The sequence below is a fragment of the Actinomadura pelletieri DSM 43383 genome (genome assembly GCF_003634705.1).
GTDB lineage: Bacteria > Actinomycetota > Actinomycetes > Streptosporangiales > Streptosporangiaceae > Spirillospora > Spirillospora pelletieri.
Genome location: NZ_RBWU01000001.1, coordinates 862,274 through 887,824, shown reverse-complemented (window position 1 = coordinate 887,824; position 25,551 = coordinate 862,274). Strand labels below are relative to the sequence as shown.

25 protein-coding genes, 1 tRNA gene and 1 pseudogene are annotated in these 25,551 nt (G+C 68.5%); 10 read left to right on the top strand and 17 right to left on the bottom strand.

All coding sequences use genetic code 11. The features are described 5' to 3' along the window. Window positions 1-22 precede the first annotated feature (22 nt). Window positions 23-991 (bottom strand): hypothetical protein, encoded by a 969-nt coding sequence (locus BZB76_RS04010; protein WP_147449303.1) that lies wholly within the window; start codon window positions 989-991, stop codon window positions 23-25. 19 nt (window positions 992-1,010) lie between these two features. Continuing rightward, on the bottom strand, window positions 1,011-2,204 hold the full coding sequence (locus BZB76_RS04005; RefSeq protein WP_170180499.1) for a WD40 repeat domain-containing protein: 1,194 nt from the start codon (window positions 2,202-2,204) through the stop codon (window positions 1,011-1,013). A gap of 1,296 nt (window positions 2,205-3,500) precedes the next feature. Here BZB76_RS04005 and BZB76_RS03995 point away from each other — a divergent pair. Both BZB76_RS03995 and BZB76_RS03990 read left to right on the top strand, forming a co-directional pair. Then, window positions 3,501-4,307, top strand: coding sequence for a GntR family transcriptional regulator (locus tag BZB76_RS03995; protein WP_121432892.1), 807 nt, complete (start codon window positions 3,501-3,503; stop codon window positions 4,305-4,307). Window positions 4,308-4,511: 204 nt separating this feature from the next. Then, window positions 4,512-4,820: a type II toxin-antitoxin system VapB family antitoxin gene (locus BZB76_RS03990; protein ID WP_121432891.1), complete on the top strand. Its 309-nt coding sequence runs from the start codon at window positions 4,512-4,514 to the stop codon at window positions 4,818-4,820. 3 nt (window positions 4,821-4,823) lie between these two features. On the opposite strand, the gene BZB76_RS03985 is transcribed toward BZB76_RS03990, so the two are convergent. From BZB76_RS03985 to upp, 7 genes and pseudogenes are all read right to left on the bottom strand, one after another. Continuing rightward, window positions 4,824-6,092 (bottom strand): CynX/NimT family MFS transporter, encoded by a 1,269-nt coding sequence (locus BZB76_RS03985; protein WP_121432890.1) that lies wholly within the window; start codon window positions 6,090-6,092, stop codon window positions 4,824-4,826. A gap of 200 nt (window positions 6,093-6,292) precedes the next feature. Further along, window positions 6,293-6,979, bottom strand: a complete 687-nt coding sequence (locus BZB76_RS03980) for a FadR/GntR family transcriptional regulator (RefSeq protein WP_121432889.1) — start codon at window positions 6,977-6,979, stop codon at window positions 6,293-6,295. A gap of 105 nt (window positions 6,980-7,084) precedes the next feature. After that, a complete protein-coding gene (locus BZB76_RS03975; protein WP_121432888.1) occupies window positions 7,085-8,527 on the bottom strand; it encodes a tetratricopeptide repeat protein in 1,443 nt (480 codons plus the stop codon). 904 nt (window positions 8,528-9,431) lie between these two features. Then, window positions 9,432-9,929 (bottom strand): annotated as a pseudogene (locus tag BZB76_RS03970) (PH domain-containing protein); the annotation flags it as partial. A 7-nt stretch (window positions 9,930-9,936) separates the two neighbouring features. Next, window positions 9,937-10,095 carry a hypothetical protein gene (locus BZB76_RS34580; protein ID WP_170180436.1) on the bottom strand — a complete coding sequence of 53 codons (159 nt, stop codon included), beginning with the start codon at window positions 10,093-10,095 and terminating at the stop codon, window positions 9,937-9,939. A gap of 72 nt (window positions 10,096-10,167) precedes the next feature. Continuing rightward, a complete protein-coding gene (locus BZB76_RS03965; RefSeq protein WP_121432886.1) occupies window positions 10,168-10,428 on the bottom strand; it encodes a hypothetical protein in 261 nt (86 codons plus the stop codon). Window positions 10,429-10,631: 203 nt separating this feature from the next. Next, window positions 10,632-11,270, bottom strand: coding sequence for a uracil phosphoribosyltransferase (upp, locus tag BZB76_RS03960; RefSeq protein ID WP_121433435.1), 639 nt, complete (start codon window positions 11,268-11,270; stop codon window positions 10,632-10,634). Between the two features lie 83 nt (window positions 11,271-11,353). On the opposite strand from upp, the gene BZB76_RS35670 reads away from it, so the two are divergent. The 5 genes from BZB76_RS35670 to BZB76_RS03935 all read left to right on the top strand — a co-directional run bounded on the left by BZB76_RS35670 (window position 11,354) and on the right by BZB76_RS03935 (window position 13,518). Next, window positions 11,354-11,722 (top strand): hypothetical protein, encoded by a 369-nt coding sequence (locus tag BZB76_RS35670; protein WP_246006736.1) that lies wholly within the window; start codon window positions 11,354-11,356, stop codon window positions 11,720-11,722. 180 nt (window positions 11,723-11,902) lie between these two features. Then, window positions 11,903-12,388 (top strand): tRNA adenosine deaminase-associated protein, encoded by a 486-nt coding sequence (locus BZB76_RS03950; RefSeq protein WP_121432885.1) that lies wholly within the window; start codon window positions 11,903-11,905, stop codon window positions 12,386-12,388. 104 nt (window positions 12,389-12,492) lie between these two features. After that, complete coding sequence (locus BZB76_RS03945; protein WP_121432884.1) at window positions 12,493-12,930, top strand: tRNA adenosine deaminase-associated protein; 438 nt, start codon at window positions 12,493-12,495, stop codon at window positions 12,928-12,930. A gap of 55 nt (window positions 12,931-12,985) precedes the next feature. Beyond that, window positions 12,986-13,423 carry a tRNA adenosine(34) deaminase TadA gene (tadA, locus tag BZB76_RS03940; RefSeq protein ID WP_121432883.1) on the top strand — a complete coding sequence of 146 codons (438 nt, stop codon included), beginning with the start codon at window positions 12,986-12,988 and terminating at the stop codon, window positions 13,421-13,423. 10 nt (window positions 13,424-13,433) lie between these two features. Further along, window positions 13,434-13,518, top strand: a tRNA-Ser gene (locus tag BZB76_RS03935). Between the two features lie 222 nt (window positions 13,519-13,740). Here BZB76_RS03935 and BZB76_RS03930 read toward each other — a convergent pair. Continuing rightward, entirely contained in the window at window positions 13,741-14,025 is a 285-nt protein-coding gene (locus BZB76_RS03930; RefSeq protein ID WP_121432882.1) for a hypothetical protein, read from the bottom strand. 997 nt (window positions 14,026-15,022) lie between these two features. Here BZB76_RS03930 and BZB76_RS03925 point away from each other — a divergent pair. Next, entirely contained in the window at window positions 15,023-16,843 is a 1,821-nt protein-coding gene (locus BZB76_RS03925; protein ID WP_121432881.1) for an AAA family ATPase, read from the top strand. A 555-nt stretch (window positions 16,844-17,398) separates the two neighbouring features. Here the strand turns inward: BZB76_RS03925 and BZB76_RS03915 are convergent. Further along, window positions 17,399-18,274 carry a DMT family transporter gene (locus tag BZB76_RS03915; protein WP_246006735.1) on the bottom strand — a complete coding sequence of 292 codons (876 nt, stop codon included), beginning with the start codon at window positions 18,272-18,274 and terminating at the stop codon, window positions 17,399-17,401. 5 nt (window positions 18,275-18,279) lie between these two features. Then, on the bottom strand, window positions 18,280-18,945 hold the full coding sequence (locus BZB76_RS03910) for a B3/B4 domain-containing protein (RefSeq protein WP_121432878.1): 666 nt from the start codon (window positions 18,943-18,945) through the stop codon (window positions 18,280-18,282). Between the two features lie 137 nt (window positions 18,946-19,082). On the opposite strand from BZB76_RS03910, the gene BZB76_RS03905 reads away from it, so the two are divergent. Both BZB76_RS03905 and BZB76_RS03900 read left to right on the top strand, forming a co-directional pair. Continuing rightward, the gene (locus BZB76_RS03905; RefSeq protein WP_121432877.1) at window positions 19,083-19,646 is read left to right on the top strand and encodes a helix-turn-helix domain-containing protein; all 564 of its coding nucleotides are present in this window, start codon (window positions 19,083-19,085) and stop codon (window positions 19,644-19,646) included. A gap of 78 nt (window positions 19,647-19,724) precedes the next feature. Further along, the gene (locus tag BZB76_RS03900; RefSeq protein WP_121432876.1) at window positions 19,725-20,969 is read left to right on the top strand and encodes an nSTAND1 domain-containing NTPase; all 1,245 of its coding nucleotides are present in this window, start codon (window positions 19,725-19,727) and stop codon (window positions 20,967-20,969) included. 44 nt (window positions 20,970-21,013) lie between these two features. On the opposite strand, the gene dnaN is transcribed toward BZB76_RS03900, so the two are convergent. The 5 genes from dnaN to BZB76_RS03875 form a co-directional block, all read right to left on the bottom strand. After that, a complete protein-coding gene (gene dnaN / locus BZB76_RS03895; RefSeq protein WP_121432875.1) occupies window positions 21,014-22,162 on the bottom strand; it encodes a DNA polymerase III subunit beta in 1,149 nt (382 codons plus the stop codon). A gap of 82 nt (window positions 22,163-22,244) precedes the next feature. Continuing rightward, complete coding sequence (locus tag BZB76_RS03890) at window positions 22,245-22,754, bottom strand: methylated-DNA--[protein]-cysteine S-methyltransferase (RefSeq protein WP_121432874.1); 510 nt, start codon at window positions 22,752-22,754, stop codon at window positions 22,245-22,247. A gap of 17 nt (window positions 22,755-22,771) precedes the next feature. Next, the gene (locus BZB76_RS03885; protein WP_121433433.1) at window positions 22,772-24,244 is read right to left on the bottom strand and encodes a DNA-3-methyladenine glycosylase 2 family protein; all 1,473 of its coding nucleotides are present in this window, start codon (window positions 24,242-24,244) and stop codon (window positions 22,772-22,774) included. A 51-nt stretch (window positions 24,245-24,295) separates the two neighbouring features. After that, on the bottom strand, window positions 24,296-24,688 hold the full coding sequence (locus tag BZB76_RS03880; RefSeq protein ID WP_246006734.1) for a YrdB family protein: 393 nt from the start codon (window positions 24,686-24,688) through the stop codon (window positions 24,296-24,298). 95 nt (window positions 24,689-24,783) lie between these two features. Beyond that, window positions 24,784-25,545, bottom strand: a complete 762-nt coding sequence (locus BZB76_RS03875; RefSeq protein ID WP_121432872.1) for an SDR family NAD(P)-dependent oxidoreductase — start codon at window positions 25,543-25,545, stop codon at window positions 24,784-24,786. Window positions 25,546-25,551 lie beyond the last annotated feature (6 nt).

Genomic DNA, 25,551 nt, shown 5'->3' with positions numbered 1-25,551 from the left:
GCCTCCGCGGATGGTCCTCCGGTCAGTCCACGGGGAAGTCGTCCGGTTTACCGCGGGTCGTGACGCTGTTCCCGCCACTGGTCGGACTGATGGTGTACGTCCAGTTCTGCCAGCGGATATAGCCGCCGCTGACCGTGGTGGAGAAGGTCGTGTCGTCCACGCTCTGTTGGACGTCGCAGTCTCGGGAGAAGCGTTTGGCCTTGGTGTCCCAGTCGCTGCCCGTGGTGTACATGATGCGGTAGGACCCGTCGGCGATGTCCTTGATCGTGGTCTTCCCCTTCTTGCGGACATAGACCGTGAACACGGCCTTTCCGCTGCGGGTGAGGGAGACGACGGCGTCACTCTCACCGTTGTTCTCGACGATCAGATCACCCCTGCCGCCGCGGGGGCCCTTCTTGAGAAGGCGGCCGTTGGGTTCGCGATGTTCGGTCCGCGGGCCGGGATCGGCGATGGTGGCGGGGAAGGCGTGGCCGCCGGGGGCCGTCTTCAGCCGGTCGGCTGCCTCACGCAGCAACCGCGCCCCGGTCGCCGAGCCCACCCGATGCTGGACGGCCTGCACGGTGCACAGTCGTTGCCCCTGCACCTCCTGGTCGATGACGTTCATGTCCCGGCTGAACTGGAACAGGGCGACGACGAGTTGGGAGTGCGCGGTCCGGGCGTCCTTCGGAGGGGTGAGCTCGTTCAGGGCTTGTTTGGTCCGGTCGGCGGCGTTGCGGGCCTCGCTGAGACGCGCGGAGACATCGGAGTACTTCACCGCTCCCCCGATCACCTGCAGCGCGTTGCTGAGCGACTGCGCCGACTCGGTGAGCTTGCGCGTGTAGGCGTCGGGCGTGAGCGGGCCGCTCGCGTCCACCAGCTTCAGCCCGCCGGGGCCGGAGTCGACGGCGCAGGACGTCACCGTCAGCAGCGCGCCCGCGGCCACCGTTAACCGCCGGAGCCGTGCGCGGCGATCCCTGCGGGACGGGGCGCGACCTGGTTTCTGAGGGGTCATGAAAGATCCTGCCCTGATGTCATGAGGGGAGACTGGAGACGTCCGACAGCCATGCGTCGGCGGTCGTGCCCCCGGCGATCACTGTCCGGCCGTCGGGGCTGTAGGCGACCGAGGTGACGCCCTGGGCGTGGCCGTCGAAACGTGCCGCGGCGGTGCGGCGGCCGACGTCCCAAAGCCGTACCGGGGACTTCGACCCGCCGGTGACGAGGGTCTTGCCGTTCGGGCTGAACGCCAGCGACCGGACTTCCTGGTCGTGCCCGGTCAGCATCGCCGTCTCCGTCCCTGCGGGCAGTTGCCACAGCCGGGTGGTCCCGTCCGCGGATCCGCTCGCGAGCAGTTCCTTGGTCGGGTGGAACGCGACGGCGCCGACGTCGTCGAGGTGCCCCTTGAGCGTGAGGGTCGCACGGCCGGACGCCAGGTCCCATACCTGGACGCTTCCGTCGGCGCGTCCCGCGGCCAGGAGTTTCGCGTTGTCGCTGACGGCGACCGACCGCACCTGGGTCCCCGAACTGTCGAGGGACTGCCGGGGTGTGCCGCCGGCGACCTCGTAGACCTCGACCTTCTCTCCGGCCGCCACGGCGAGCCGTTCGCCGTCGCCGACGAACGCCACGAACGCGGACCCCTCCGGCGCCCTGGTCGGAAGCGGCGCCGGCGCCTTGGACGGACCGTGGGAGCTGCGCTTGAAGCCGGGCTCCAGGTCGGTGGGGATGAGGCCGCTCGGGAAGGGGAGCGGAAGACTCGGCGTGGGAAGCGGAATGCTCGGATAGGGCAGAGGATCCGTGGGGTACGGATCGGCCGGATATGTGGGGGTGGGGGGCGACGACGGCGTCCCGATCACCTGGCTCCCGCCCGCCTCCAGGGACCACACGTGCGCGCTCCCGTTTGCGAGACCCGCCGCGAGAGTGTCGCTGTCAGAACTGAACGCCAAGGACATGACCTGGGCCGGGACGTCGATACGGCCTTGCGAGTCGGAACTCTTGCGGGACTGCGGACGCCCGGTCTCCGCGTCCCAGAGCTTGATCTGTCCCGCGTCCGTCCCCACGGCCAAGGCCGTGGCCACGAGTTTCCCGTCCGGACTGAACGCCACCGCCGACACCGCCCCGTCGAGCGGCTTCAGCGGCCCGAGGTAGCGGTGCGGGCCTAACGCCCTCGCCACCACCGCCGTGAGCACGACCACGACCAGCAAGGCCGCCGCGCCCCCGGCGATGATCACTGTACGGCGTCCACCCGGAATAGTGAGGCGTGGACCGGACGCCACCGGCGGACTCGAAACCGGAACGAACCCCGGAGGCAAGCCCGCAGCTAAGCCCGCGCCCTCGGCCCCACCTCCCGGCGGACCACCCGGACCAAACGGGCCACCGGGAACACCCGCAGGCGGGCCGTCCGGAACACCAGCGGGAGCGCCGCCAGGAAAACCCGCAGCCGGGCTGCCGGGAACACCTGCGGGCAGGCCGCCGGAGACGTCCTCAGGCGGGCCGCCGGGAACACTCGCGGACGGACCATCGAGGATTTTCGTAGGCGGGCCGTCAGAGGCACCCCCAGACGCACCGGCGACAGTGTCCACCGGCGCGTCATCGGAAACTCCTGCAGCCGCAGCCTCAGAGACGGCACCAGGAGGACCACCAGGGACCCCTGCAACCGGCTCATCGGGAACACCCGGAGGCGGAGCATCAAGGACCTTTGTAGGCGGGCCGTCAGAGGCACCCCCAGACGCACCGGCGACAGCGTCCACCGGAGGGTCATCGGAGACTCCCGCAGCCGCAGCCTCAGAGACGGCACCAACCGGCCCATCGGGAACACCCGGAGGCGGGCCGTCAGAGGCAGTCGCACGCCTGATGGCAACAGTGTCCTTGTCGGAACTCCCCGCGGGCGCGGCCTCAGAGACGCCACCGGCCGGATCGTCCGGAACGGGCGGGCCCTCATCGACGCCTACCGGCGGGCTCTCGGGGACGCCCGCCGAGGGGCTCTCGGGACCACCCACCGGCGGGCCGCCGGAAATACCTGCGGGCGCAGCCTCAGAGACGCCAGCGGGCGGATCATCCAGGACACCCGCGGGTGGGCCAACAGCGACGCCTGCCGAGGGGCTCTCGGGACCATCCACCGGCGGGCCGCCGGGAACGCCTGCGGACGCAGCCTCAGGGGCACCGGACGATCGGCTGTCGGGGACGTCCGCGGGCGGGTCGTCGGGGGCGCTCGTCGGCAGGTCGTCAGCGGCGGTCGCGGGTGGGGCGGCGACAGTGTCCACCGGCGGTTCCTCGGGGACGGTCGTCGGTGGAGGATCCCCGGAGGGCGGCTTTGTGAATCCCTCGCCCGTTCCGTCAGGCGGTGGGGATGGCGGGGGGTGATTCGAGGTCATGTGACCATCCCTGTCTTTCGGAGGTCCTGAACGGCTCGGGCGGACCAGACGATCTCGATACCGCCGACGCTAAGGTATTGTTCAACAATCTTCCAGACTCGGGGCCTGACCCAAGTCGGCCACCAGGTTTAGGTTCGCTATGTGTCATCTGACATGGACAAGGCAGACGCCATGCCCGCCGACCCGGTCCTCACATGGTTCCGCGACAACCCCCCGCAGCCCATCGACGAGGGCGACGGCGACAGCGCGGTGATTCGCACGGTCAGGCGGTTCCGGGAGATGGTCGCGGGGGGCGGCGCCCGTCCCGGTCACCACCTGCGCGAAAGGGAACTGGCCGAGGCCCTGGGCGTCTCCCGCAACACGTTGCGCGAGGCGTTCCGGCTTCTCGCCCATGAGGAGCTGGTGGTCCATCGCCTCAACCGCGGTGTCTTCATTCGCCGGATCACCGCGGGCGATATCGCCGACATCTTCCGGGTGCGCAGGCTCGTCGAGCTCGACGCGGTACGCCGCGCCAACGGCGCGCCCCGGGTGTTGCTCATCCCGCTCACCGACATCCTCGACGACGCCGACCGTGCCGTGACCGACCGGCGTTGGGCGGACGTCGCGACCGCCGACATCCGGTGGCATCAGGCGATCACCCAGCTCAGTGGCAGCCGCCGCCTTCAGGAGACGATGACGCGGGTGCTGGCCGAACTGCGTCTGGCGTTCGCCGCGTACGGCTCGTCCACCGAGCAGGAGCAGTTCCACCGGCCCTACCTGGCCTTGAATCGGCAGATCACCGAACTGATCCTCGTGGGCGACACCGAGACGGCCGAAACGGCGCTTGCCGCCTATCTCGCCCGTGCCGAGCGGCAGCTCCTCGCCGCCTACCGTTCCGCCGCCCCGGGCATCTTCACCAAGGAGCCGTCACCGGGTGCTACCAGTGTTGAACAATTCTTCTCACCGGCGCCGGAGTGGTGATCACCTGGTTCGACGGGCGACGCGCTGGAGCCGAGCCGCAAGCCGACCCTCCCGGCGCCGTAGGTAAACCGACCAGGGCCCGGACGTTACTTACTAACGAACCCACTGAGCTGCCAGGTAACCATTTACCATTTGTGGTAAGTCATGTGACTCATGTTGTTGAGTCGCCTTCTCGGGGTCAGGTCGACACCGTAGACTCGGAGGGTGATCTTCAAGGCGGTGGGTGATGGAAGGCCCTATCCCGAGCACGGTCTCACGTCCCGGGACTGGGCCAAGATCCCGCCTCGCCAGGTCCGCCTCGACCAGCTTGTGAGCACCAAGCGCGAGATGGACCTGCAGTCCCTGCTCGCCAAGGACTCCACGTTCTACGGCGATCTGTTCCCCCACGTGGTCCAGTGGCAGGGCGAGCTCTACCTCGAGGACGGGCTCCACCGGGCGTTGCGGGCCGCGCTCCACCAGCGACTCGTCCTGCACGCCCGCGTCCTGGACCTCGACTCCGTCGACATGTCCTGACCCTCAGCGGACCCCGGCCGGTTCCGGCGCGGACTCGTGCGTCCGGGCCGGAACCGGACGCGTGCGAGCATCGCGGGGCTCGGCGGGACGAACCAGCCCCGGCCGCGCCGCCAGCAACCCGAACAGCACCTCCGGCACCACCAGCACGAGCAGCAGCAGGAGTGGCACGGTCCAGCCACCGGTCGCGTCGTGCAGGACGCCGACCACGAGCGGACCGAACCCGGCGAGCAGATATCCACCGGTCTGCGCCATCCCCGACAGACCCGCCGCGATCATCGGGCTGGACGAGCGCAGGTTCAGCAGCGTGTACGCGAGCGGGAACGCGCTGCCGATGGCGAGGCCGAGCGCCACGACCCAGATCCAGCCGGCGGACGGGGCGAGCAGCAGCCCGCCAAGGCCGGTGACCATGGCGGCGGCGACGGCCACGACGAGCGAACGCTGATCGCGGAGTCGGGCGGCGAACAGCGGGACGACAAAGCCCAGCGGAACACCGACGATCAACATGGTGGACGTCATCATTCCGGCGGTGGCCGGTGCGAACCCGGCATCCCGCATGATCTCCGGCAGCCACGACATCAGCACATAGAACATCAGCGACGCCAGGCCCATGAAGATCGCGACATACCAGGCGGTCGGCGAGCGCAGAAGTGACCTCGCCGAAGGCGCTTCCGGCGACCGCGGCGCGTCAACCGGCTCCGGAGTCCGGCGGCGACGGACGGCGAGCGGCCCCCACACGAGCAGCGCGATCGTCGACGGGACGGCCCAGACGGCGAGGGCGAGCCGCCAGCCCCCGGCCGCGTCCAACGGAACCGCGAGCCCGGCGGCGACGGCTCCGCTGGTCGCCATCAGCATCATCGCGAGGCCGGTGAGCGAGCCGATGCTGGACGGAAACGCGCGCTTGATGACCGCGGGCGCGAGCACGTTGCCCATCGCGATCCCGGCTCCGACCAGGACCGTTCCGGCGAAGAGCGTGATCGGAGACTGGACCACGCGCACCAGGATCCCCAGCGTGATCAGGACGAGCGATCCGGCGATGGCGGTCTCGGTGCCGAACCACCGCGCGACGGCCGGCGCGACGGAGGCGAAGATGCCCAGGCAGAGCACCGGAAGCGTGGTGAGGACGCCGATCTCGGCGCCGGACAGGCCGAACACGTCCCGCAGGTCGCCGAGCACCGGCGCGATACCGGTGATGGCGGCCCGCAGGTTGATCGTCAACAGCACCAGGCCGATGAGCGACCAGAGGGCCGTGGCGCGGGAAACGGGGGTTCTCATCTCTTCCTTCGTCGTCTGCCGGGAGGCACGCCTGAATCAGCGCACGTCTGACCGGATACGTGACCCACCGGGAGGCGATGGTCGTCGCGGACGGAGTGGCGCCGCGCGGTCGTGCCCAGCGGGTGATGTGGCTTGTGGGTGGTCGTTGCGGGTTAAGCGGTCGGTTCGGGGTGACCTGTCGGAGCGAGGATCTGGTCCGGTTATGCGGTCGGTTCGGGATGACCGGTCGAGGCGAGGATCTGGTCCAGACACGCGTGGGTGGCCTGCGTGGCGGCTTCGGCGTCGCCCGCTTCGATCGCGGCGGCGATGGGGCCGTGTGGGACGTCCACGTGCTCGAGGAGGGTCCCGGCCGCGCCGATGCTGGCCCGGAGCGCGGCGCTGAAGTCGTGGTACAGGTCGGTCAGTACCCGGTTGTGGGTGGCCTCGACGACGGCGGTGTGGAAGGACAGGTCGGCCTCGACGAACGCGGCGTGGTCGCCTTCGGCCCAGGCCGCGTCCCGGCGGGCGAGGGCGCCCGCGATGGCGGCGATGTCGCCCTCGGTGCGGCGGGCGGCGGCGAGGCGGGCCGCCTCGACCTCAAGTCCGCGCCGGACCTCGAGGATGTCGACGAGTTCCGCGGTCGCCAACCGGCGCCGGACGGCCCCGGACAGCTCGCTCGTGGCCCGCACGTAGGTGCCGTCGCCCTGCCGGCTTTCGAGCAGCCCCGCGTGGGTGAGCGCGCGGACCGCCTCCCGGACGGTATTACGGCCCACTCCGAGGGTCTCCGACAGAACCGGCTCCGGCGGGATCTTCGCGCCGACCGGCCAGCCCCCGCCGGCGATCTCGCCCCTCAGCTGGTCGATCACCTGATCGACCAGCGACGAACGCCGTGCCGTGCGCAGAGTCACCTTTACCTCCGGTCAGCGAGTCATCCCATGTTTCGATGATAGGACACTCGTCGACCGGGTTTTATTCCGCCCCGACCACCACCCCTGTCGCTCGAGGGGGGACGGTCAGACGGTGGCCCTGTCGTTGGACGGCGAGGACGACGCCGACAGGCCCGCGGCCTCCAGCGCCTGGCGGTATGCGGTCGCCGCCGCGTCAGGATCCTGGACGAGTTCGAACAACTCGCCCAGTTCACGGAAAAGATGCGCCGCCGGACGTCCGGACGGCATGGTCGACAGTTGTTCGGACGCGGCCCGCAGAACGACTTGGGCGGCCCGCGGATCTCCCTGGGCGACGCGTGCACGGGCCAGGACAAGTCGGGCCAGAACGGTCTTCTGGGTGCGTGCCGCGAGGTCTGTGCCGGGCGGCGGGGCAACCGAGCGCGGTGCCTCCGGCGGAGCCAGCGCCGAGCCGGTGTCGAGGAACTGCTCCAGGGTGGCGATGGCCTCGTCCAGCTCACCGATCAGGACGAGCGCGCGCGCCCTGGCGATGGTGCTCTCGGTGGACTCCGCGCCGTTGAGGCCCGTCGCGCCGTCGAGAAGCTCCAGCGCCTCCTGCGCGGCCTCCGGCGACCCCTCGGGACGGGGACGCTCGAACCCGTGCCCACCGGCGGGCGCGATGCCGGGCTGCACGGCGGTCGAGAACGGCATGACGCCCCTGAGCAGCGCCTTGGCGGCCGCGAGGGAGAGCCGTGCGCGCGACTGCGCCGGGCCCGCGTCGCCCCGTGCCGCGAGGGCCTGGTCGGCGAAGTACAGCGAGTCGCCGATCGTGCCCTCGTCGAGTGCGCGCACGCTGGCCCGCTGGTAGTGGACGCTCACCGGTTCGTCACCGGCGCCCTCCGGGTTGAGGAGGCGCTGGCCGAGCTGGTGGGCCCGGACGGGATCGGAGCGATCCACGTAGGCGAGGAGCAGAATCCGTCCGACCTCGGTGTACTCCTCGCCGACGGCGACGCCGAGCTGGGTGAGCCGGTCGATGGCGCGTTCGCCGAGCGCGATGGCCTGACCGAGGTCGCCGACGGCGTGGTAGCAGCGCGCCAGCGCGATCACCGGCGGCAGCCAGCTGGCCCGTCCCGGGTCGCGTTCGGCCTGTTCGCGCAGCTCCTCGAACAGCGCGATCGCCTCGTCGACGCGTCCGAGCTCTTCCAGGGCGCGGGCGCGTCCCCATCGTGCGCGGGACGTGAGGTCGGGGTCGTCGCTGCGGGCGATGACCTCGTCGAAGCCCGCCTCGGCGGTGACGGGGTCGCCGCGCAGCAACGCCAGATGCGCGTGGCGTTCCCGTACCTCCAGATGGGCGCGCTGCTCCGGCTCGACGCCCTCGGCGAGGTACTCGGGCGTACAGCCGAGGCGCTCGGCCAGCATGCGCAGGACGGTCGGAGTCGGGGTGCGCTTACCCGACTCGATCAACGAGATATAGCTGTCGGAGAGGTCGTGACCGGCGAGCTGTGCCTGCGACAAGCGTCTGGTCAGCCGCAGGTTGCGGACACGTTCGCCGACGTTGCCTGGACCCGGCATGTGGACTCACTTAGCGGAAGTAAACAGGCGGCTGGGGTGCCGACATGATTGCACATTGCGGGTTATCGCACATCGAGAGTAATGAAGCGGCGCGAGAAGAGGCCGTCTGGTAGGGCTTGACGGGCCGCCGCTCGCACGTCGCCACGCCACCGTGACACCCCGGTGGGCCCGGTGGGACCGGTCGGACGCTCCGGCGGGCGCGACGCCTTCACACTCGGACGGTATCCGACCATCCCCAAAAGATCGCGAGAACCGCCGATATTGACCAGGATGCCGCGCTTCCGGGCTGTGTTGATCGCAGTCCCGCCCAGCTCGGCCAGCGGCGCGTTACGGTGGGGCACAAGGACTGGCTGTGCTGCAGGTCGGTCGTCTCCGTGGGAACACGGACGGCCGGGATCCGGCGCAGCGCTTCGGCGATCTGCGGGAAACGCAGATCGACCCCTGCCCGGCTTCTACGGATCAGGTACTGGTTCTCCAGCCTCTGGAGCACCGACCCGGGCATCTCCCTACGCGCGACCGTCTCCGTGACCGTGCGCGGTCTCCGGGGCGTGGAGTGGCTGTGTGGTAGCTCCACACCACGCCCGGAGGTCCTCCCTATTTCAAGACCATCCACCCCGTGTCGCCGTCACCAACGTCCATGGGCAGTACACCTAGCGGCTCGCTACGTGACCGGTCCTGGGGCGAACGCGACATCGCTTAGCGATCCACCCGGCTCCGCTCGCCTCCGGCGTCGCCGCGCCGGGCGGGGCACGCGTTCGCGCGCGGGGCCGAGGCCGCGTTGGGAGAAGCTCTAGGCCGGGTCGTCCGGGCCGGCGGCGGTGGGGACGTCCTCCGCATCGACCGGCTCCCTCGGGGGCCTGCGCGGCGGTGGGGGCGGCGGCAGCGGCTCCTCGGGCGCCGGGTTCTTGTTCGGGAAGATCATCTCGCAGACTTCGAGATAGAGCTGCTCGGGGTAGGGCAGGAAGTCCACGTTGGTGAGCGCCTGGTCCTGGCCCGCGGACTCCAGGATGAACTCTCCGTAGCCGAGCATGCGGCCCGCGATCGTCCGCTTGAAGCTCATGTCGGTGACCTTGGCCAGCGGCATCATCGCGACCTTGCGGGTGATCAGCCCGGTGGTCAGCAACATGCGCTGGTTGGTGATGACGAAGTAGTCGACCGACCACTCCGCGACCCGCCACACGAACCAGCCGAGCAGGGCCAGCCAGCCCCACCACACCCAGGTGATGGCCGCGGTGACGGTGTTGCTGAGCACGCCCGCGAGGATCAGTCCACCGAGGACGAGGGCGACCGGGACCATCAGCACGGCCGGATGCCGCCGTACCGTGATCACCTGGGTTTCGTGCGGGAGGAGGTACTTGTTCACCGACGCCGGTGCGGAGTCCCCGGGGGTCACGAGCCTCATGGCGGCCTCAGGCGAGCGCGTTGACGAAGGTGGCCAGGGATCCTGCGGCGGAGGCGAGGCCGTTGGCCGCGTTCTCCACCGACTGTGCCGCGCCGTCCGGCTGTTTGATCACATAGAACGCCACGAAGGCGACGGCGACCCATGTCATGTACTTCTTGGCGGGCACTGCTGCCTCCCGGAGCATCGACACAGACCCCGGTTCAGTTTCGCACAGCCCGAACGGCCCGCAAAGCACGCGCTATGGCGCGTTGTCGAGTGACGAACGGCGCGTTCTGCGGCGCTTCTCCGCGGCGACGGCGGCGAGCACTTCCAGGTGCCTGCGCGCGATCCGTTCCACCAGGTCGGGCGGCGCCGATCCGGTGACCTCCTCGGCACCGTAGCGTGCGGCGGACACGCACCGGTCCACCGTCTCGGCGGCGTGCACGCCCTCGAACTCCGCGGTGAGCCGCTCCCCGATCACGGCGTAACGCGGCAGGTCGCCTTCCCCTTGGTGAGCCATCACGTGTCCCTGCGGTCGCTCGCGCCGCCCGGTCCGTTACGGTCCCCTGTGCCGGGACGGCGGAGGGGAACGCACACTGGCGTTCCGTAGGACACCCGTACCCCCTGCCACCGGGAACGAACATCACCGGTTGGGCACACGCTCAAATCAGAACGTTCCAACAGCACAAGTCCGACCGATCCAGGACCTTCCGGAGCCGTGGGTCAGACGACGCCGTAGAGGCGGTCTCCGGCGTCCCCGAGGCCGGGCTCGATGAAGCCCTGCTCGTTGAGATGGGAGTCGATCGCGGCCGTCACGACCCGGACGGGCGCCGCGTCGCCCGCGAACGTCCGCTCCATCTGCTTCAGCCCCTCCGGCGCGGCGAGCAGGCAGATCGCGGTGACGTCGTCGGCGCCGCGGTCGAGCAGCAGCCGGATCGCGGCGGCGAGCGTCCCGCCGGTCGCGAGCATCGGGTCCAGGACGTAGCACTGCCGCCCGGACAGGTCGTCGGGCAACCGGGTCGCGTAGGTCTGGGCCTGGAGCGTGCCCTCGTCCCGCAGCATTCCGAGGAAGCCGACCTCGGCGGTCGGCAGCAGCCGCGTCATGCCGTCCAGCATCCCGAGGCCCGCCCGCAGGATCGGCACGACGAGCGGTTTGGGGCTCGCCAGCTGGACGCCCTGGGCGGCGACGAGCGGGGTCTGGACGGTGGCCTCCGCCACCCGCACGTCGCGGGTCGCTTCGTAGGCGAGCAGAGTGACCAGCTCGTCGGTCAGACGGCGAAACGTCGGGGAATCAGTGCGGACGTCCCGCAATGTGGTGAGCTTGTGCGCGACGAGCGGATGATCGACGGCCAGGGTCTGCATCCGCTCACGGTAGCCCAACCCCGCCGATCCGCCCCTCGTCGTCGAATCTGGATAGACGCCGTTGAGCTGGGCAGTATGGCGATATGCACAGCGAAAGCGATCAAGGACCGGGAGGTCCGACGCGGGCGCGCGAGTCCGCGCCCGACCCACCCGCGCAGGTGACGCCCCCCGCCGAGGCGACGATCTCCCCACCAGAGGCCGCCGAACCGCCTCCCGAATCCCCCGCCGCCGAGGCGAAGGTGACCGAAGTCACAGGACGGGACGCCGCGCCGCGTCCGGGCCCGCAGGGCGACCTCTCCCCCGAGGAGGTGCGCGAGCATCTCCGCCGCCGGGCGATCTTCCTGCGCGAACTGGCCGAGGCCCGCGAACTGCGCCGCCGGGTCACACCGCACCGCTCCCGCCGCGCCCGGATCCACGCCGCGCTGCGCCGCCGCACCTTCCGCATCAACTGACCCGACCCGGTCGGGGGATTTGCTCAAAGAGGCCCCGAAATACCCTGTGCGGCCTCGGATTCCGTGGTGCTGACTCCCAGTCTCACGGAGGGGTGCGGCACCTAGTTTGGCGGTCGGGCGCACGCGCGCGGGCCGCATCTGGGACCATGCCCTGGCAGGAGACGGGCCGGTGGGGTGGAAATGACAGATGTGGACGCGACGGACTTCGCCGTCGTGGTGTACCGGGAAGATGAGGGCTGGGAGGCCGAGATCCTCCCGGTGGCGTTGACCGAGGACCTCGCGGGCCTCGTCCACGCCCTGCGCCAGCAGCCGAGCCTCGGCGGCACGATCGGCCTGGTCTCGGTCGGCGACGACTTCTTCGTCGCGATCCGTCTGCTCGGCGACGAGGTCATGGTCTTCCTGTCGGACGTCACGGCCTCCGTCGACTGGCCGCTCGCGGGCCAGGTCCTCGACTATCTCGACATCCCGATCCCCGAGGACGAGGAACTCGACCAGGTCCTTCCGGTCGGCGACATGTCGATCTTCGCCGACCTCGGCCTGGACGAGATGGAACTCGGCGCCATCTCGGGCGACCTGGAGTTGTATCCGGACGAGATGCTCCTCAGCATCGCCGGTCGCATCGGCTTCGCGGCCGCCTTCGAACGCGCCCTGGACACCATCTCCTGACCCCGCCGGTGAACAGCCGGATCCACGGCGACGGAAGCCTCCCACCCAACCAAGCGGAGGTGAGGGGGTGTGACCGGGGCGACCTCCTGGGCCACAATGAGCAGGTGTCCTATTTCGCCGCCGTGTTCGCGCGGACCCCGCAGGGCTGGGTCGGCACCGAGGCCCTCCTCGCCGAGGCCGAACACGTCGACGACGTCGCCGACCTGATGCGGGAGGCGGCCGTCGAGTCCTACGGCGACCCGGTGGTGCTCCTCGTCGAACAGGACGACGACTGGTTCGCGATCGTCCGGCTGGACGACGACCAGGAGCCGCGCGCCTACGTCTCCACCGTCCGCGAGGACGGCCTCGGCTCCCTGTTCCAACAGCTCGTCGGGGACGTCCCGGACGGCGACCCAGGCGGCGACCCGGCCCTGCTCGACGACCTCGGCCTCGACCCCAAACAGCTCAGCGACCTGGGCGAACGCGCCCTGCCCGGCGACGCGCTCCTCGCCGTCGCCGAACACGCCGGCTTCGGCGAGGAGTTCGACCGCCTCCGTGACTGACCCAGACCACCCCACCCCGTCGCCGGACACCACCCTGGACGCGTTCAGACCACCCATGAACCGCGCCCTGGACGAAGCACGCCACGCCTTCGAGCACGCAGAAATCCCGGTCGGAGCGGTCATCCTGGACGAGTCCGGCACCATCCTCGGAACGGGTCACAACAACCGCGAACGAAGCGCCGACCCCACCGGCCACGCGGAGATCGTCGCGATGCGCGCCGCGGCATCGTCCCTCGGAACCTGGCGACTCTCCGGCTGCACGCTGGTCGTCACCCTGGAGCCGTGCACGATGTGCGCGGGAGCGTCCGTCCAGGCCCGACTCGCACGCATCGTGTACGGCGCCGTAGACCCGAAGGCGGGCGCGGTCGGATCCCTGTGGGACGTCGTCCGCGACCGCCGCCTCAACCACCGCCCCGAGGTGATCGCCGGGATCATGGCGGACGAGTGCGCGGCCCTGCTCACCGAGTTCTTCGCCCACCGCAGAGTCGGGTAGGCTCTCCCGCGGTGGTGTCGCCTAGTGGACGAGGGCGCACGCCTCGAAAGCGTGTGAAGTGCAAGCTTCCGTGGGTTCGAATCCCACCACCACCGCAGCGCGAAGGCCGCCGCCCCATCCCCGGGACGACGGCCTTCAGACGTTTCACCCCACCGTCACAACCACCACCCCGGCCCCGCAACGGCCATGCCAACGCACTCCACAGTGCGAAGCCGCGCTCCCGATGACGCAGCTCTGCCCAAGCACCGCACCGCTGTGGGGACGCTCGACCGCCGGCAGGGTCGGCGCCGGTGAGATTCAGCCTGCTGTTACGGGTACTACGCCGGCGACGGCGATGGCCATGCCGATGCGTTGGACGGTGCGGAGGCCTCGCCGCCTGCGTGGCCGGTCAGGGTGTCAGCGGCCTTCTGCAGGGCCCGGGCACGCTCGCAGATGCGGTCCGCAGTGAGGTTGTCGATGTAGTAGGAGCAGTCGATCTGCGAGTCGCCGGCATCCCCGGCCAGGTACCCGATGCCCTTGTCCAGGAGGCCGACAGCCGTGGCTCGGAGTCCGTTGCGGTGCGCCGAGGTGCCGAGAACCATGTCGTACTCGACCTGCCCCATAACCCGCGGCAGAACCGGTTCCCCGCATTTGCTGAGACGCCGGTCGGTAGAGAGGCTTTGTCGGGGCACTGCGTGCCCAGAAGCAGAATTACGTCGAAAACCCGGCCGAGTTCGATGATTGCGGTCCACGCAGGGGCACGTATGTTGCCGACTTGCCCCGGGACGACGCTGGCGAACCTCCCCAGGCCGGAAGTGAAGGCTCAGGGCCAGGAACTCTGCATAGGGATTCGACTACCGGGATCAATCTGACGTCAATTGAAATCTTGGCTCCGCCAAAGCAGAGGCTCTGCGACCACCCTTAACCTTTTACCTTGGGTAGCCCACAACTGCTATTATGAAACGTTCCATCACCGCCCCATTGTGTTCGCTAAGTGGCCATTTCGAGCGTCCGGGGCTGAACATGCAGTCTCCTTCAACCGACGCGACCGGCTCTCCGGCGTGCAATATTCAGCTGAGGTGTCGCCGTTCCTCGCGCTCTTACAGGTGTGCCACATGGCCAAAACGGCAAGCTTAGCAAAGAGCAAAGGCCACCGCAGACAGGAAAGCCCGGCCCCATCCCCGGACCACTCGTCAAGTGGCACGACTAACTGTGCTGGCGCGTCGCCGACACTTTTCAAGATCTTTACACTAGACTCATCATTCCTTGTAGGACCAGGAGCACAGACATGGACATAGAGGACATTTTACTCAAGGCGGTTCGTAACAGGACCACAGTGAAACTCCGCTACCGATCCAGTTCGGGTAGAATCAACGATCTTGGGTGGCGCCTTGCGCAGCCTCATGTCCTCTATCGATCCACGCACGGTACTTATGTTGACGTGTATCAGATTTCGGGAGCCACTTCCTCGAAGTCACTACCGGGATGGCGGCCTTTGTTAGTCGAAAATATCCTTGACCTAGAAGAACTAGAGTTCACTTTCACGCCTGCTCCCGGCCTGAATCTTTCTTCTAAGAGGTATGCACATCTAGTAGCGCACTGCATGGAGGACGCTCGCTAATGCAGCTGGAATCTTTCAATGTCCAGGGATTCCGTTCACTCTCTTCTGTAAGCGGTATACCGGTCCTCTCTCCAACCATCATTACCGGCCATAATGACGGCGGAAAAAGTGCCACCCTTACTGCCGCAGGTTTCCTCCTAGGGGCCAATGATGCCACCGAGAACGACCTGACCTTCTCTATTGCCGAAGATGGAAGCGCTTCGCGGACTGAACGGGAAACTGAAGTATGCGTTGAAGGAACATTTATTCTTTCAGATGCAGAGCGGGCCGAACTGGGGCTGCCGGCGCATGTACGCATACGACGCACGTTCTCTCCCGAGGTCGGTTCGAAGCTAGAGATTTACCGCGAGGTTCCAGAAGACGCACGTCTGCGCGAATTGCCTAAGCTAAGGGTTCCAGAGCTCAAGGCACTCAACGCTGAGTTCGGCCTCGATGTCCGTGGCCTTCGAGCTGATCTACTTAAAAGGCTCGAGGAGTATGCAGCTCGGGGCCCAAAGGTTCTTGAATGGGTCCAGGTGGAGCCGACTGTCAAGAGACGAATGCCACAGTTTCTCTATTTCGGTGGATTGATCCCTGATGCAGATGAAACAATTAGGGCGGCTCTACACAGTCGCTACCGGACACACTTGCAGGACGAGAATCTCCAGGGAAGAATCAGCGAACTCGAAAATACTCTTTCGGAGAAACTTCGCGGGGACGCAGAAGACCTGTGCACGCATGTGAGGGAGAGGTGTCCTGATCTAATCGGGGCCGAAGTGAGGCCCGAGGTTTCGTTCCAGGCTGGCCTGAAGCGCACTGAGCTCATCTTGTCTCAGGTGGAGGGGGAAGATGTCAGCTTGGCAAGTACTGGTTCTGGACGGGCTCGCAGAGTGGCTCTTGCCGTCTGGGAATGGACCAATGACATTCTGCGTCAGCAAGAGGAAGCTCATACTACAGAAGAGACCAAAGACGACTCGCCCAACTTGCTTGTGGCTTATGACGAGCCAGACACCCACCTGGATTACGTACACCAGCGGCGCGTGATGGATTTGATTCGCTCCCAATGTAAACTGTCTCATATACAAGTTCTAGTGGCCACTCACTCACTCAATCTGATCGATGGCGTCGATATCTCGAACATCGTACACCTGCGCCTACTTGAGCAGCGTACATCTATGGAGAGGCTGGAAGACGCAGGCGATCCGGATATACATCTGGGTAACATTGCAAGCGCACTAGGAGTGAGGAACTCGGTACTCCTCCACGAAAGATGCTTCGTTGGAGTAGAGGGCCCAACGGAACAACAGGTGCTTCCCCTGCTTTTCAGGTTGTCGGAGCAAATGCATCTTCAGTCTGCCGGCATCGCCCTATGGGCTTGCAACAACAATGAAGGTGCTCTGCATTTTACTCGCTTCCTGCTAAAGCATGGTAGAACTGCCATGCTGGCGGTGGACGCAGACAGTAAGACTCGGCCGCGGGGTCTGTTTACGCCCGACAAGCTGGCAAGGTTTGGCATCGACCCCGGTAAAGATGTTACCTGGCTAGGCAATCCCAATGAGATAGAGGAGCTGTTCTCGGGTGAACAGTGGGCGAAGGCCGCTAATCTTCTCTGGAAACGGGTCGACGGTGCAAGTTGGAAGGCCAGCGACTTCAATCAACTACGCAACGAAAAAAAGTTCAGTCAGAAGGTTTTCGACATGGTCAGAGAAAGAAGTCAAGCGGCGCCAGGCGGAAAGCCGGAGATGCTTTACCAGCTTGCCAAGACCCTTCAATGCCCAGAAGATGTGCCCCTGCAATTGCGGCAATTGTTCGCCAGCCTCATTAAGCTAGCTAACGATTAAGATTCAACCTGCCTGCTTCTTCTGCGGGAGAGCATTCGCATCTTTCTCTGCTTATCGGTGGGAGCAGCCCAGAAATGCCATCCCACCGAGCTAACCCAACGTCGACCGTGGCCGCGATCAGGCTCACCGCACCATCTGCAGCCAGAAGGAGAAGGAGTATGTTCGTGGCGGATGATGACTGTACCTGCCATGTCGACCTCCTTACCTTAAACTCTCGCATACGGGTCTGACAGGACAAGCTCCTTGAGGTACTTCTTCCCCGAGATCCAGTGGAAGATCCCTAGATCGTTGAGAAGTTGATCACCTCGCGGTGCAACGCTGAGGTATGTGAGATAGTCGAGGCAGTTGGGACTACCTTGGCCGCGTTGTGGCAGCTGCCTACGTACAGGGTTGACCACGGCTTGAGCGTGTGCGGAGCACTCGGCCGATCATGGGCGGACAGACATCCGCAGACCTCGAAAGCGTGTGAAGTGCAAGCTTCCGTGGGTTCGAATCCCACCACCACCGCCACGCGAAGGCCGCCGCCCCATCCCCGGGACGACGGCCTTCAGACGTTTAGCCTGCTGTTACGAGTGCTACGCCGGCGACGGCGATGGCCATGCCGATGCGTTGGACGGTGCGGAGTCGTTCGCTGTAGGCGATTCTGGCCAGCAGGACGGTGATCGCCGGGTAGAGGGACGTCAGTACGGCGGCGAGGCTGAGCATTCCCTCGTGGGCGGCGAGGAAGTAGAGCACGTTCGCGCCCGTGTCCAGGGTGCCGGACAGCAGCGCCAGGGCCAGCAGCGTTCGGCCCGGTACCGGCGGGCCGAGGTCGCGGCCGCGGAGTGCCATGACCAGCAGTGCCGCCGCCACGACGGTGAGGGTGCCGGTACGTGCGCCGACGATCGGCCAGAGCCCGTTGTCGTCGCCGGCCTCCTTAAGCACCACGAAGAAGACTCCGAAGCAGATTCCGGATGCCGCCGCCATCAACGGGCCCGAGTCCAGCAGGCGCCGCCGGGCGCGGACGGAGGCGTCGCCGGACTTCTCTGCGGTTCCGGCCTCCATGCTGACCAGTCCGATCGCGACGAGGCACAGCAGGACGCCGACCACCACGGACCGGTCCAGTCGCTCGCCGCCGACCACGCCCACCGCGACCGGGAGGACGGCCCCGGCCAGCGCGGACACGGGGGCCACCACGCTCATCGGGCCGCGGGCGAGCGCCCGGTAGAAGGCGATCAGGCCCGTTCCGCCGCTGAGACCGCCCAGGAATCCCCAGGCCATCGGTGCGGCCCCGATGCGGCCGCCGGTGAGCAGCGCGGACACCAGGACGACCACCAGTCCGGCCGGGACGCACCAGGTCAGGGCCCTGAGCACCGTTGACTTCCGGGCTACCGCGCCGCCGAGAAAGTCCGCCACCCCGTAGGCGAGCGCCGCGCCCAGCGCGAGAACCATGACCATCACGGCCCGCCGACGAGTCGGCTCGTGACCCGGACGTCGGGTGCGATCTCCCGGAGCAGTTCGGTCAGGCGCTCCCCGGCCTCGGTCAGCCGCTCCATCGGGTACGGCTCGAGGCGTTCGAGGAGGAAGAAGCCGTTCTTCGTGGTTTCGGTGAGCCGGGTGCGGACACACTGGCGCCAGTTCCAGCGCCGGCAGGTCACGCCCGCGTCGTCCCGCCAGACGACCTCGCCCGGGTCGGGGTGGTCGACGGCGGGTTCGCCGTCGACGACCACGTCGAACGGCTCGTCCCCGGTGGCGCGCACCAGCCGCGCCGCCCCCTGGTAGGCGTCGAGGTCCTCGCCGCCGATCGGCAGGGCGTACTCCACGCTCACCGCGTTGTAGGCGTCCACCACCCTGTTGATGGACGGGAGCGAACCGCCCCGCCGGAGCAGCGCGTCCACCGAGGGCCGGGTTCGCTTCGGTTTGGCGCCGAACGCCCGGTAGGCCTCGTGCCAGGCCTCCACATGCGGATCGTTCGCGTCGGCCTTCGTCGCCGCGTCGGCCAGCCAGCCCTCCGACACGTGATCGCCGGGCCCGTTCGCCAGCCCCTCGGCGATCACGACGAGCACGGCGAAGTCGGGCCGTAGCTCCCGAACGGCCTCGTCCACCGCAACCCGGTCCAGCATCGCTCACTCCCTCACGCCGGTCATTTTAACGAACTCTACATATCATCATACCGACCATGGTCGGTGATACGGACGTCTCGTGGTCACCGCCGACCCGGCATCGTGGGATCGTGAGGGCCTGGTGATCGGGAGGTCATGTGAGCGAGCAAGAGGCCATCGGCGAGGCCGTGGCTCGGACCGTCCGGGCGCTCCGGGCGAGCCACGGCTGGAGCCTGGACGAACTGGCCGGACGCGCCGGGGTGAGCAAGGGCGTCCTGGTCGGCCTCGAACAGGGACGCGGCAACCCGAACCTGGGCACGCTCATCCGCATCTCCGACGCCCTCGGGGTCCCGCTGACACGACTCGTCCAGGTGGAGGAAGAGCCGCCGGTGAGGCTGTTCCGCCCGGAACGACACGTGGTCCTCTGGCAGGGCGAGAACGGCGGCACGGGGACGCTCCTCGCCGGAAGCGACCCGCGCCCCTCACTGGAGCTGTGGCGTTGGGAACTCCAACCCGGCGAGACCCGCGATAGCGACGCCCACGTGCCGGGCACCAAGGAAATCGTCTACGTCAACCAGGGGACGCTCACCCTCGGCGTGGACGGCCGGACAGACCTCGTCGGAGAAGGAACGGCGGCCGTCTTCGTCGGCGACCGCCCCCACTCGTACGCCAACACCACAGACGGCGAAGTCCATTTCATCCTGGCCGTCCTCGACCTCTGACAGGCCAGAACCGCCGAGCGGTGGCCGATGAGGGCCGTTTCCGACCACCGACACCCTGAGTAGTGGTGATATGGCGATGTGGAGTCGGAGCGACCGTCGGAGCAGCAGGCGGAGCTGATGCGCGCCGGGGTCCGGGCACGGGTCGCGCGGCTGGCGCACGGAACGGGCTCCGCCGCACGGCAGTGGACGCCCCCGGCGCTGCTCGCGAACCTCTCCGCGGGCGCGTTCGGTCCGTTGTTGGAGTCGGGGATCGGCCCGGCGGCGGTCACATCGGCCGGGATCGGGGCGTTCACCTCCGTAGGCGGGAACGTCCTGAGTGACCTGGTGCGGGCGGGCGTCTCCCGTCTCGGCGACGGGCCTGCGGAACGCGCGGAACTTGAGGACGAGGTGGAGCGCCAGATCCTGTGTGCTCTGCAGGCGGGCGGAGAGGACGCCGAGCGGCTGCGCGGCGAGATCGCGCGGGTGTTGGGGGAGATCGGTGCGGTCGGCGCCGCCGTCGAGGCCGCGGTGGAGACCGGTGACCATCACCTCCAGGAGCAGATCGCGACCGGGTTCGCGGCGCTCGGGCAGGAGTTCGGCGAGTTCCGGTCGGTGCTGACCGACCTGCGGGCGCGGCTCGACTCCATCCGCGAGGACACCGACCGCCAGAGCGCCGCGCTCCAGGTGTCGGTCGGGTTGCAATACCAGCAGTCGACCAGTACCCGGCTCCTCCTGGAACACGTTGCGGCCATCGAACGGCGCACACGCTCCCTGGCGCCGGGCAACGGGGCTCACAGCGTCGATCCGCGCTGGGCCGAGGAGAGCCCGTACCGGGGGCTGGCGCCGTTCCGGGAGAGTGACGCGCCGGTGTTCCACGGACGGGAGCTGGTGACGGCGCAGCTCGTGGCGACCGTGTCGCAGCGGCTGGCCGGGACGGGAATGCTGGTGGTGACCGGCGCGTCCGGGGCGGGCAAGTCGTCGTTGCTGCGTGCCGGGCTGTTGCCCGCGATCGGCCGGGGTGAACTGTCGCGATCGGCCGCCGACTGGCCCCGCTGCGTCCTGGACCGGCCCACCGGCTCACCCCTCGCCCGGCTGGCGACGCTGCTGGCCGGGTTCTCGGCGGTGGACACCGGAGGCAAGGAACCGATGGAGGCGGTGGCGTTCGGCCCGGACGACAAGAGCCTCATTGCCGGCAGCCTCGCCGGAGGCGTCCGCACCTGGCGGATCGACCTGCCGAGCGACCCCCTCCGCTCGCTGTGCGCACTGGCCCGCGGTGCTGTCACCGCCCAGGAGTTGCGGCGGTACCTGCCCACCGGAGAGCCCGCCCGAGACCCCTGCGCCTGAGCCCGCTAGCCGTACCGGCGCCGCAAGGCGCTCCGCGCTGGGGGTCAGGGGGTGAGGCGGACGGGCATGGCCAGGTAGCGGAAGCCGGTGTCGGAGGCGTCGTCCTTGGCGTCGTCGGAGTCTTTCTTGTCCGGGATGCCGGTGAGGAGGGCGGCCTTGGTGGGGCCCGCGCATTCGAGGCGCGCGTATTCGGTGTCGATGCCCGCCAGGCCGTCCAGGAGGTACTGGGGGGCGAAGGCGATGTCGATGTCGTCGCCGGTGAGTTCGACGGCGAGGCTCTCGTTGGCGCGGGCGGAGTCGCCGGTGGCGGCGCGGATCCGGACCTCACCGGACGTGAAGGCCAGCTGGACGGGCGTGCCGCGTTCGGTGACGAGGGCGGCGCGCTTGATCGCCGCGACGAACGGGGTGACGGGGATCTCGGCGACGGACGACCAGGTGCCGGTGAGGCGGGACCGGTAGTTGATGTACTGGTCGTCCAGGAGGCGGCTGGTCATGCTGCGGCCGCCGCCGGAGACGCCGATGAGGGTGTCGGCGCCGCCGCCGAGGTCGATGGCGACCTCCGCGCCGCGCTTGATGGCCTTGGCCGTGTCGGCGAGGGTGCGGGCGGGGACGACGACACCGGCCGTGAAGTCGGGGTCGGTGGGGGACCAGGTCAGTTCACGGGCGGCGATGCGGTAGCGGTCGGTGCAGGCGAGCCACATCGTGTCGCCGTCGAGGTCGATGCGGACGCCGGTGAGCATCGGGAGGGTGTCGTCGCGTCCGGCGGCCGGGGTGACCTGGGCGACGGCGGTGGCGAACAGGTCGGCGGGGACGGTGCCCGCGCGGGCGGGCGGTTCGGGGAGGGTGGGGTAGTCCTCGACGGGCAGCGTGAGCAGGCCGAACTCGGCCGGGCCGCAGCGGACCACCACCTCCGAGCCCTTGGTGAAGACCTCCACGGGATGCGGGGGGAGGTTGCGGACGATGTCCGCGAGGAGCCGACCGGGGACGAGCGCGCGGCCCGGCTCGGTGACGTCCGCGTCCTCCCTGGCGCGGGCGGAGACCTCGTAGTCGAAGCCCGCGAGGGTGAGTTGGCCCTGCTCGGTGACGTCGATGAGCATGCCCGCCAGGACGGGGAGCGCGGGGCGTGCCGGTAGCGTCCGCGCCGCCCACGCCACGGCGTCGGCGAGCGTCTGCCGGTCGACTCGGAACTCCACCTTGATCAGCCTTTCCGCGAACCGCTTGACCGGCCGGGGGCACCGGCCATGACAAGCACGGTATCCCCCCGCTCCGACAAACCTAGAAGAGCGCGTCCTGGGTGATCTTGGTCTTGCGTTCGAAGTCGAGGAGGTAGCGCTTGCGGTCGAGGCCACCGCCGTAGCCGGTGAGGTCTCCGGTGGAGCCGACGACGCGGTGGCAGGGGACGATGACGCTGATGGGGTTGCGTCCGTTGGCGAGGCCCACGGCTCGGGACGCGGACGGCCTGCCGAGTTCGACGGCGATCTGACCGTAGGTGGTGGTCTCGCCGTACGGGATTTCTAGCAGCGCCGACCAGACGCGCTTCTGAAACTCGGTTCCGCGAAAGGTGAGGGGGAGGTCGAACTCGGTCAACTCCCCCGCGAAGTAGGCGGAGAGTTGTTCGACGACGCCCGCGAACGGTTCGGCGGTGACGTCACCCGGCGCACCGAAGGTCTCCTGGAGCGGACGGTGCCGTTGCTCCTCCATGTAGAGGGCTGACAGAGCGCCGTCCAGTTCCACCAGTGTGAGTGGCCCTACGGGACTGTCCACGACGACATGCGTCGGTTCCATGTCGTTCCTTTCCAGGGTCAGGACGCGGGAAGCAGGTTGATGGCGTGGTCGCCCGTGGCCCACAGGTACTGGACGGCGTAGGCCCGCCAAGGACGCCAGTGTGCGGCACGGCGCGTCAGGGCCGCAGGCGTGGAGGGAAGGTCGAGTGCCTTGGCGGCGGCGCGGATCCCCAGGTCGGTCGGAATGAACGCGTCGGGGTCGCCGAGGGCGCGCATCGCGATCGACTCGATGGTCCACGGGCCGATGCCGGGTACGGCGGACAGGCGAGCGCGGGCCTCCTCCCAGTCGCTCCCCACACCGAGGTCTATCTCGCCGCTCGCGAGCACGTCGACGAGGCTGGTGATGGTGGTGCGCCGGGTTTTCGGGAACGCGAGGGTCTCCGGGTCGAGTTCCGCCAGCGCGGACGGGGTCGGGAAGAGGTTGGTGAGTCCGCCGCCCGGGTCGTCCACGGGGTCGCCGTAGGCAGTGACGAGTCGTCCGGCATGGGTGCGGGCCGCCGCCGTGGACACCTGCTGCCCCAGGACGGCACGCACCGCGAACTCGGGGGCGTCCACGGTACGCGGGACGCGCCGCCCGGGCGCTTTGTCGACCAGCGGGGCGAGGACGGGGTCGGCCCGCAGGAGGTCGTCCACGGCGACGGGATCGGCGTCGAGGTCGAGCATCCAGCGGCAACGGCTGATCGCGATGGTGAGGTCCCGCAGGTCGCTGAGGGTGAGCGTGCAGGCGACATGATCGGGCCGGGGGCGCAGCGCGACGATGCCGTGCCCGTGGGGGAGGCGCATGGTCCGGCGGTACGCGCCGTCCCGCCATTCCTCGACGCCGGGGACGGCGGTCGCGGCGAGATGACCGAAGAGGTTGTCAGGGCATAGCGGCGCCCGGAACGGCAGCCGAAGCGACAGTGCCCCGGAACCGGCGGGCGGGTGTCCCTTGGCGACACGGTCGCGTAGAGCGGTCGGCGTCAGTGCGAACACACTTCGCACGGTCTCGTTGAAGGCTCGGATACTGGCGAAGCCCGCCGCGAACGCGACATCACCCATGGGAAGGGACGTCGTTTCGATGAGGAGCCTCGCCGTCTGAGCGCGCTGTGCCCGCGCCAGTGCGAGTGGCCCCGCACCCAGTTCCGCGTTGAGTTGGCGTTCGATCTGGCGTGTGCTGTAGCCGAGCCGCCCTGCGAGCCCCGGAACTCCTTCACGGTCGACGACACCGTCCGCGATGAGGCGCATCGCGCGGGCGACGACGTCCGCGCGGTGGTTCCACTCCGGCGAGCCGGGGGAGGTGTCGGGACGGCAGCGTTTGCACGCCCGGAAACCGGCCTGCTGCGCGGACGCGGCGCTCGGATGGAACCGCATGTTCTCGGGCTTGGGCGCCACCACCGGGCAACTCGGACGGCAGTAGATCCCGGTGGTGACCACCCCGACGAAGAACCACCCGTCGAACCGAGCGTCCTTCGCCTGAACAGCCCGTACGCATCTTTCCGCGTCCTCGTGCATGTCCCCCAGCATCACCGACGGTCAGATGGTTCCACTAGCGGAAATCCGACATCATCGTGCGGCGACTCCCGAACGGTGGGACGCGACGTGGAAGCGGGCCTCGCGGTCGGCGGTCGCCAGGGCGGTGTTGAGGAACGCGACCACGGCGAAGGTGACCGCCCACACGGGGCGGTCGACGCCGTAGAGGGCCAGGGCCCCGGCACCGAACACCAGGGCCTTCACCAGCAGTACGAACGGGAGCGCGACCTTGAATCGCGCTTTCGGCGCGGCGAACAGGCCCCAGAGTGTCATCGCGGCGGTCGGCGTGCCGATTCCAAGGACGATGTCGACGAGCACGTTTCCACCGGTCGCGAACCCCCACCAGACGAGCCAGACGATCGTCGCCATCTCCAGCAGGAACGCCAAGCCTTCGTTGACCACATGCAATGGCCCAGGTAGTCGCACGTCGGTCAGCGTACCGGCGTGCGTCAGGTCCCCGTGGGAGGGCGCCACTCTGGCCAGCGCGAACCGACGGGAACGGGCGCGCCGGCCAGGGTGGGTCAGAGTTGGCGGAGGGCGCCGCCGTCCACGGTCCATTCGGCGCCGGTCACCTGGGCGGCCAGTGGCGACAGCAGGTAGACGATGACGCGTGCGACGTCCTGTGGTGTGCCCAGACGTCCGACCGGGAGGCGTCGTTCCTCGCGGACAAAGCGTTCTATGGCCTCCTCGACAGGGAGTCCGTACTGTGCGGCGAGTTGGTCGGCGAAACCGCCGGGCTCGTCCCACAGCCGGGTCCGTGTGGGTCCGGGCGTGACGACGTTGGAGCGGACGCCGCAACGGCCGAACTCCCCCGCCAGCGTCTTGGACACCGACAGCAACGCAGTCTTGGACGCCGCGTAGTCGACCAGTGGCGTGTCGGGGAACCGTCCGGCCTCGCTGGACACGTGCACGATGCTCCCGGCGCCCTGGTCGATCAGCGCGGGCAGCGCGGCCCGCGCCATCCGGACCGCCGCGTGGAAGTTCAGCTCGAAGGTGGCGTGCCACTGGTCGTCGGTCACGTCGAGGAACCCGATCCGGGACTGGAGGGCGCCCGCGTTGTTGACCAGGCCGTCGAGGCGGCCGTGCCGTTCCAGGGCGGTGTCCACGATGTGCTGGGCGGAGGCGGGGTCGGTCAGGTCCGCGGCGACGCCACCCTTTGATGGCTTGCGGGCCACACCGATGACGTGCGCGCCCTCCTCGGTGAGGAGCGCCGCGGTCGCCTCGCCGATCCCGGCGGACGCGCCGGTGACGATGAAGACCTTGCCGGCGAGTTCGAGATTCATGGCTGA

Excerpts from the sequence above, each read along its gene's own strand:
- BZB76_RS03925 (WP_121432881.1), top strand. The coding sequence starts at position 15,023 with ATGCAGCTGGAATCTTTCAATGTCCAGGGATTCCGTTCACTCTCTTCT.
- BZB76_RS03985 (WP_121432890.1), bottom strand. The coding sequence starts at position 6,092 with ATGAGAACCCCCGTTTCCCGCGCCACGGCCCTCTGGTCGCTCATCGGC.
- BZB76_RS03995 (WP_121432892.1), top strand. The coding sequence starts at position 3,501 with ATGGACAAGGCAGACGCCATGCCCGCCGACCCGGTCCTCACATGGTTC.
- BZB76_RS03875 (WP_121432872.1), bottom strand. The coding sequence starts at position 25,545 with ATGAATCTCGAACTCGCCGGCAAGGTCTTCATCGTCACCGGCGCGTCC.
- BZB76_RS03910 (WP_121432878.1), bottom strand. The coding sequence starts at position 18,945 with ATGCTGGACCGGGTTGCGGTGGACGAGGCCGTTCGGGAGCTACGGCCC.
- BZB76_RS35670 (WP_246006736.1), top strand. The coding sequence starts at position 11,354 with ATGCACAGCGAAAGCGATCAAGGACCGGGAGGTCCGACGCGGGCGCGC.
- BZB76_RS03975 (WP_121432888.1), bottom strand. The coding sequence starts at position 8,527 with ATGCCGGGTCCAGGCAACGTCGGCGAACGTGTCCGCAACCTGCGGCTG.
- BZB76_RS03915 (WP_246006735.1), bottom strand. The coding sequence starts at position 18,274 with ATGGTTCTCGCGCTGGGCGCGGCGCTCGCCTACGGGGTGGCGGACTTT.
- BZB76_RS03950 (WP_121432885.1), top strand. The coding sequence starts at position 11,903 with ATGACAGATGTGGACGCGACGGACTTCGCCGTCGTGGTGTACCGGGAA.
- BZB76_RS03965 (WP_121432886.1), bottom strand. The coding sequence starts at position 10,428 with ATGGCTCACCAAGGGGAAGGCGACCTGCCGCGTTACGCCGTGATCGGG.
- BZB76_RS04010 (WP_147449303.1), bottom strand. The coding sequence starts at position 991 with ATGACCCCTCAGAAACCAGGTCGCGCCCCGTCCCGCAGGGATCGCCGC.
- BZB76_RS03930 (WP_121432882.1), bottom strand. The coding sequence starts at position 14,025 with ATGGGGCAGGTCGAGTACGACATGGTTCTCGGCACCTCGGCGCACCGC.
- tadA (WP_121432883.1), top strand. The coding sequence starts at position 12,986 with ATGAACCGCGCCCTGGACGAAGCACGCCACGCCTTCGAGCACGCAGAA.
- BZB76_RS03890 (WP_121432874.1), bottom strand. The coding sequence starts at position 22,754 with ATGGAACCGACGCATGTCGTCGTGGACAGTCCCGTAGGGCCACTCACA.
- BZB76_RS03885 (WP_121433433.1), bottom strand. The coding sequence starts at position 24,244 with ATGCACGAGGACGCGGAAAGATGCGTACGGGCTGTTCAGGCGAAGGAC.
- upp (WP_121433435.1), bottom strand. The coding sequence starts at position 11,270 with ATGCAGACCCTGGCCGTCGATCATCCGCTCGTCGCGCACAAGCTCACC.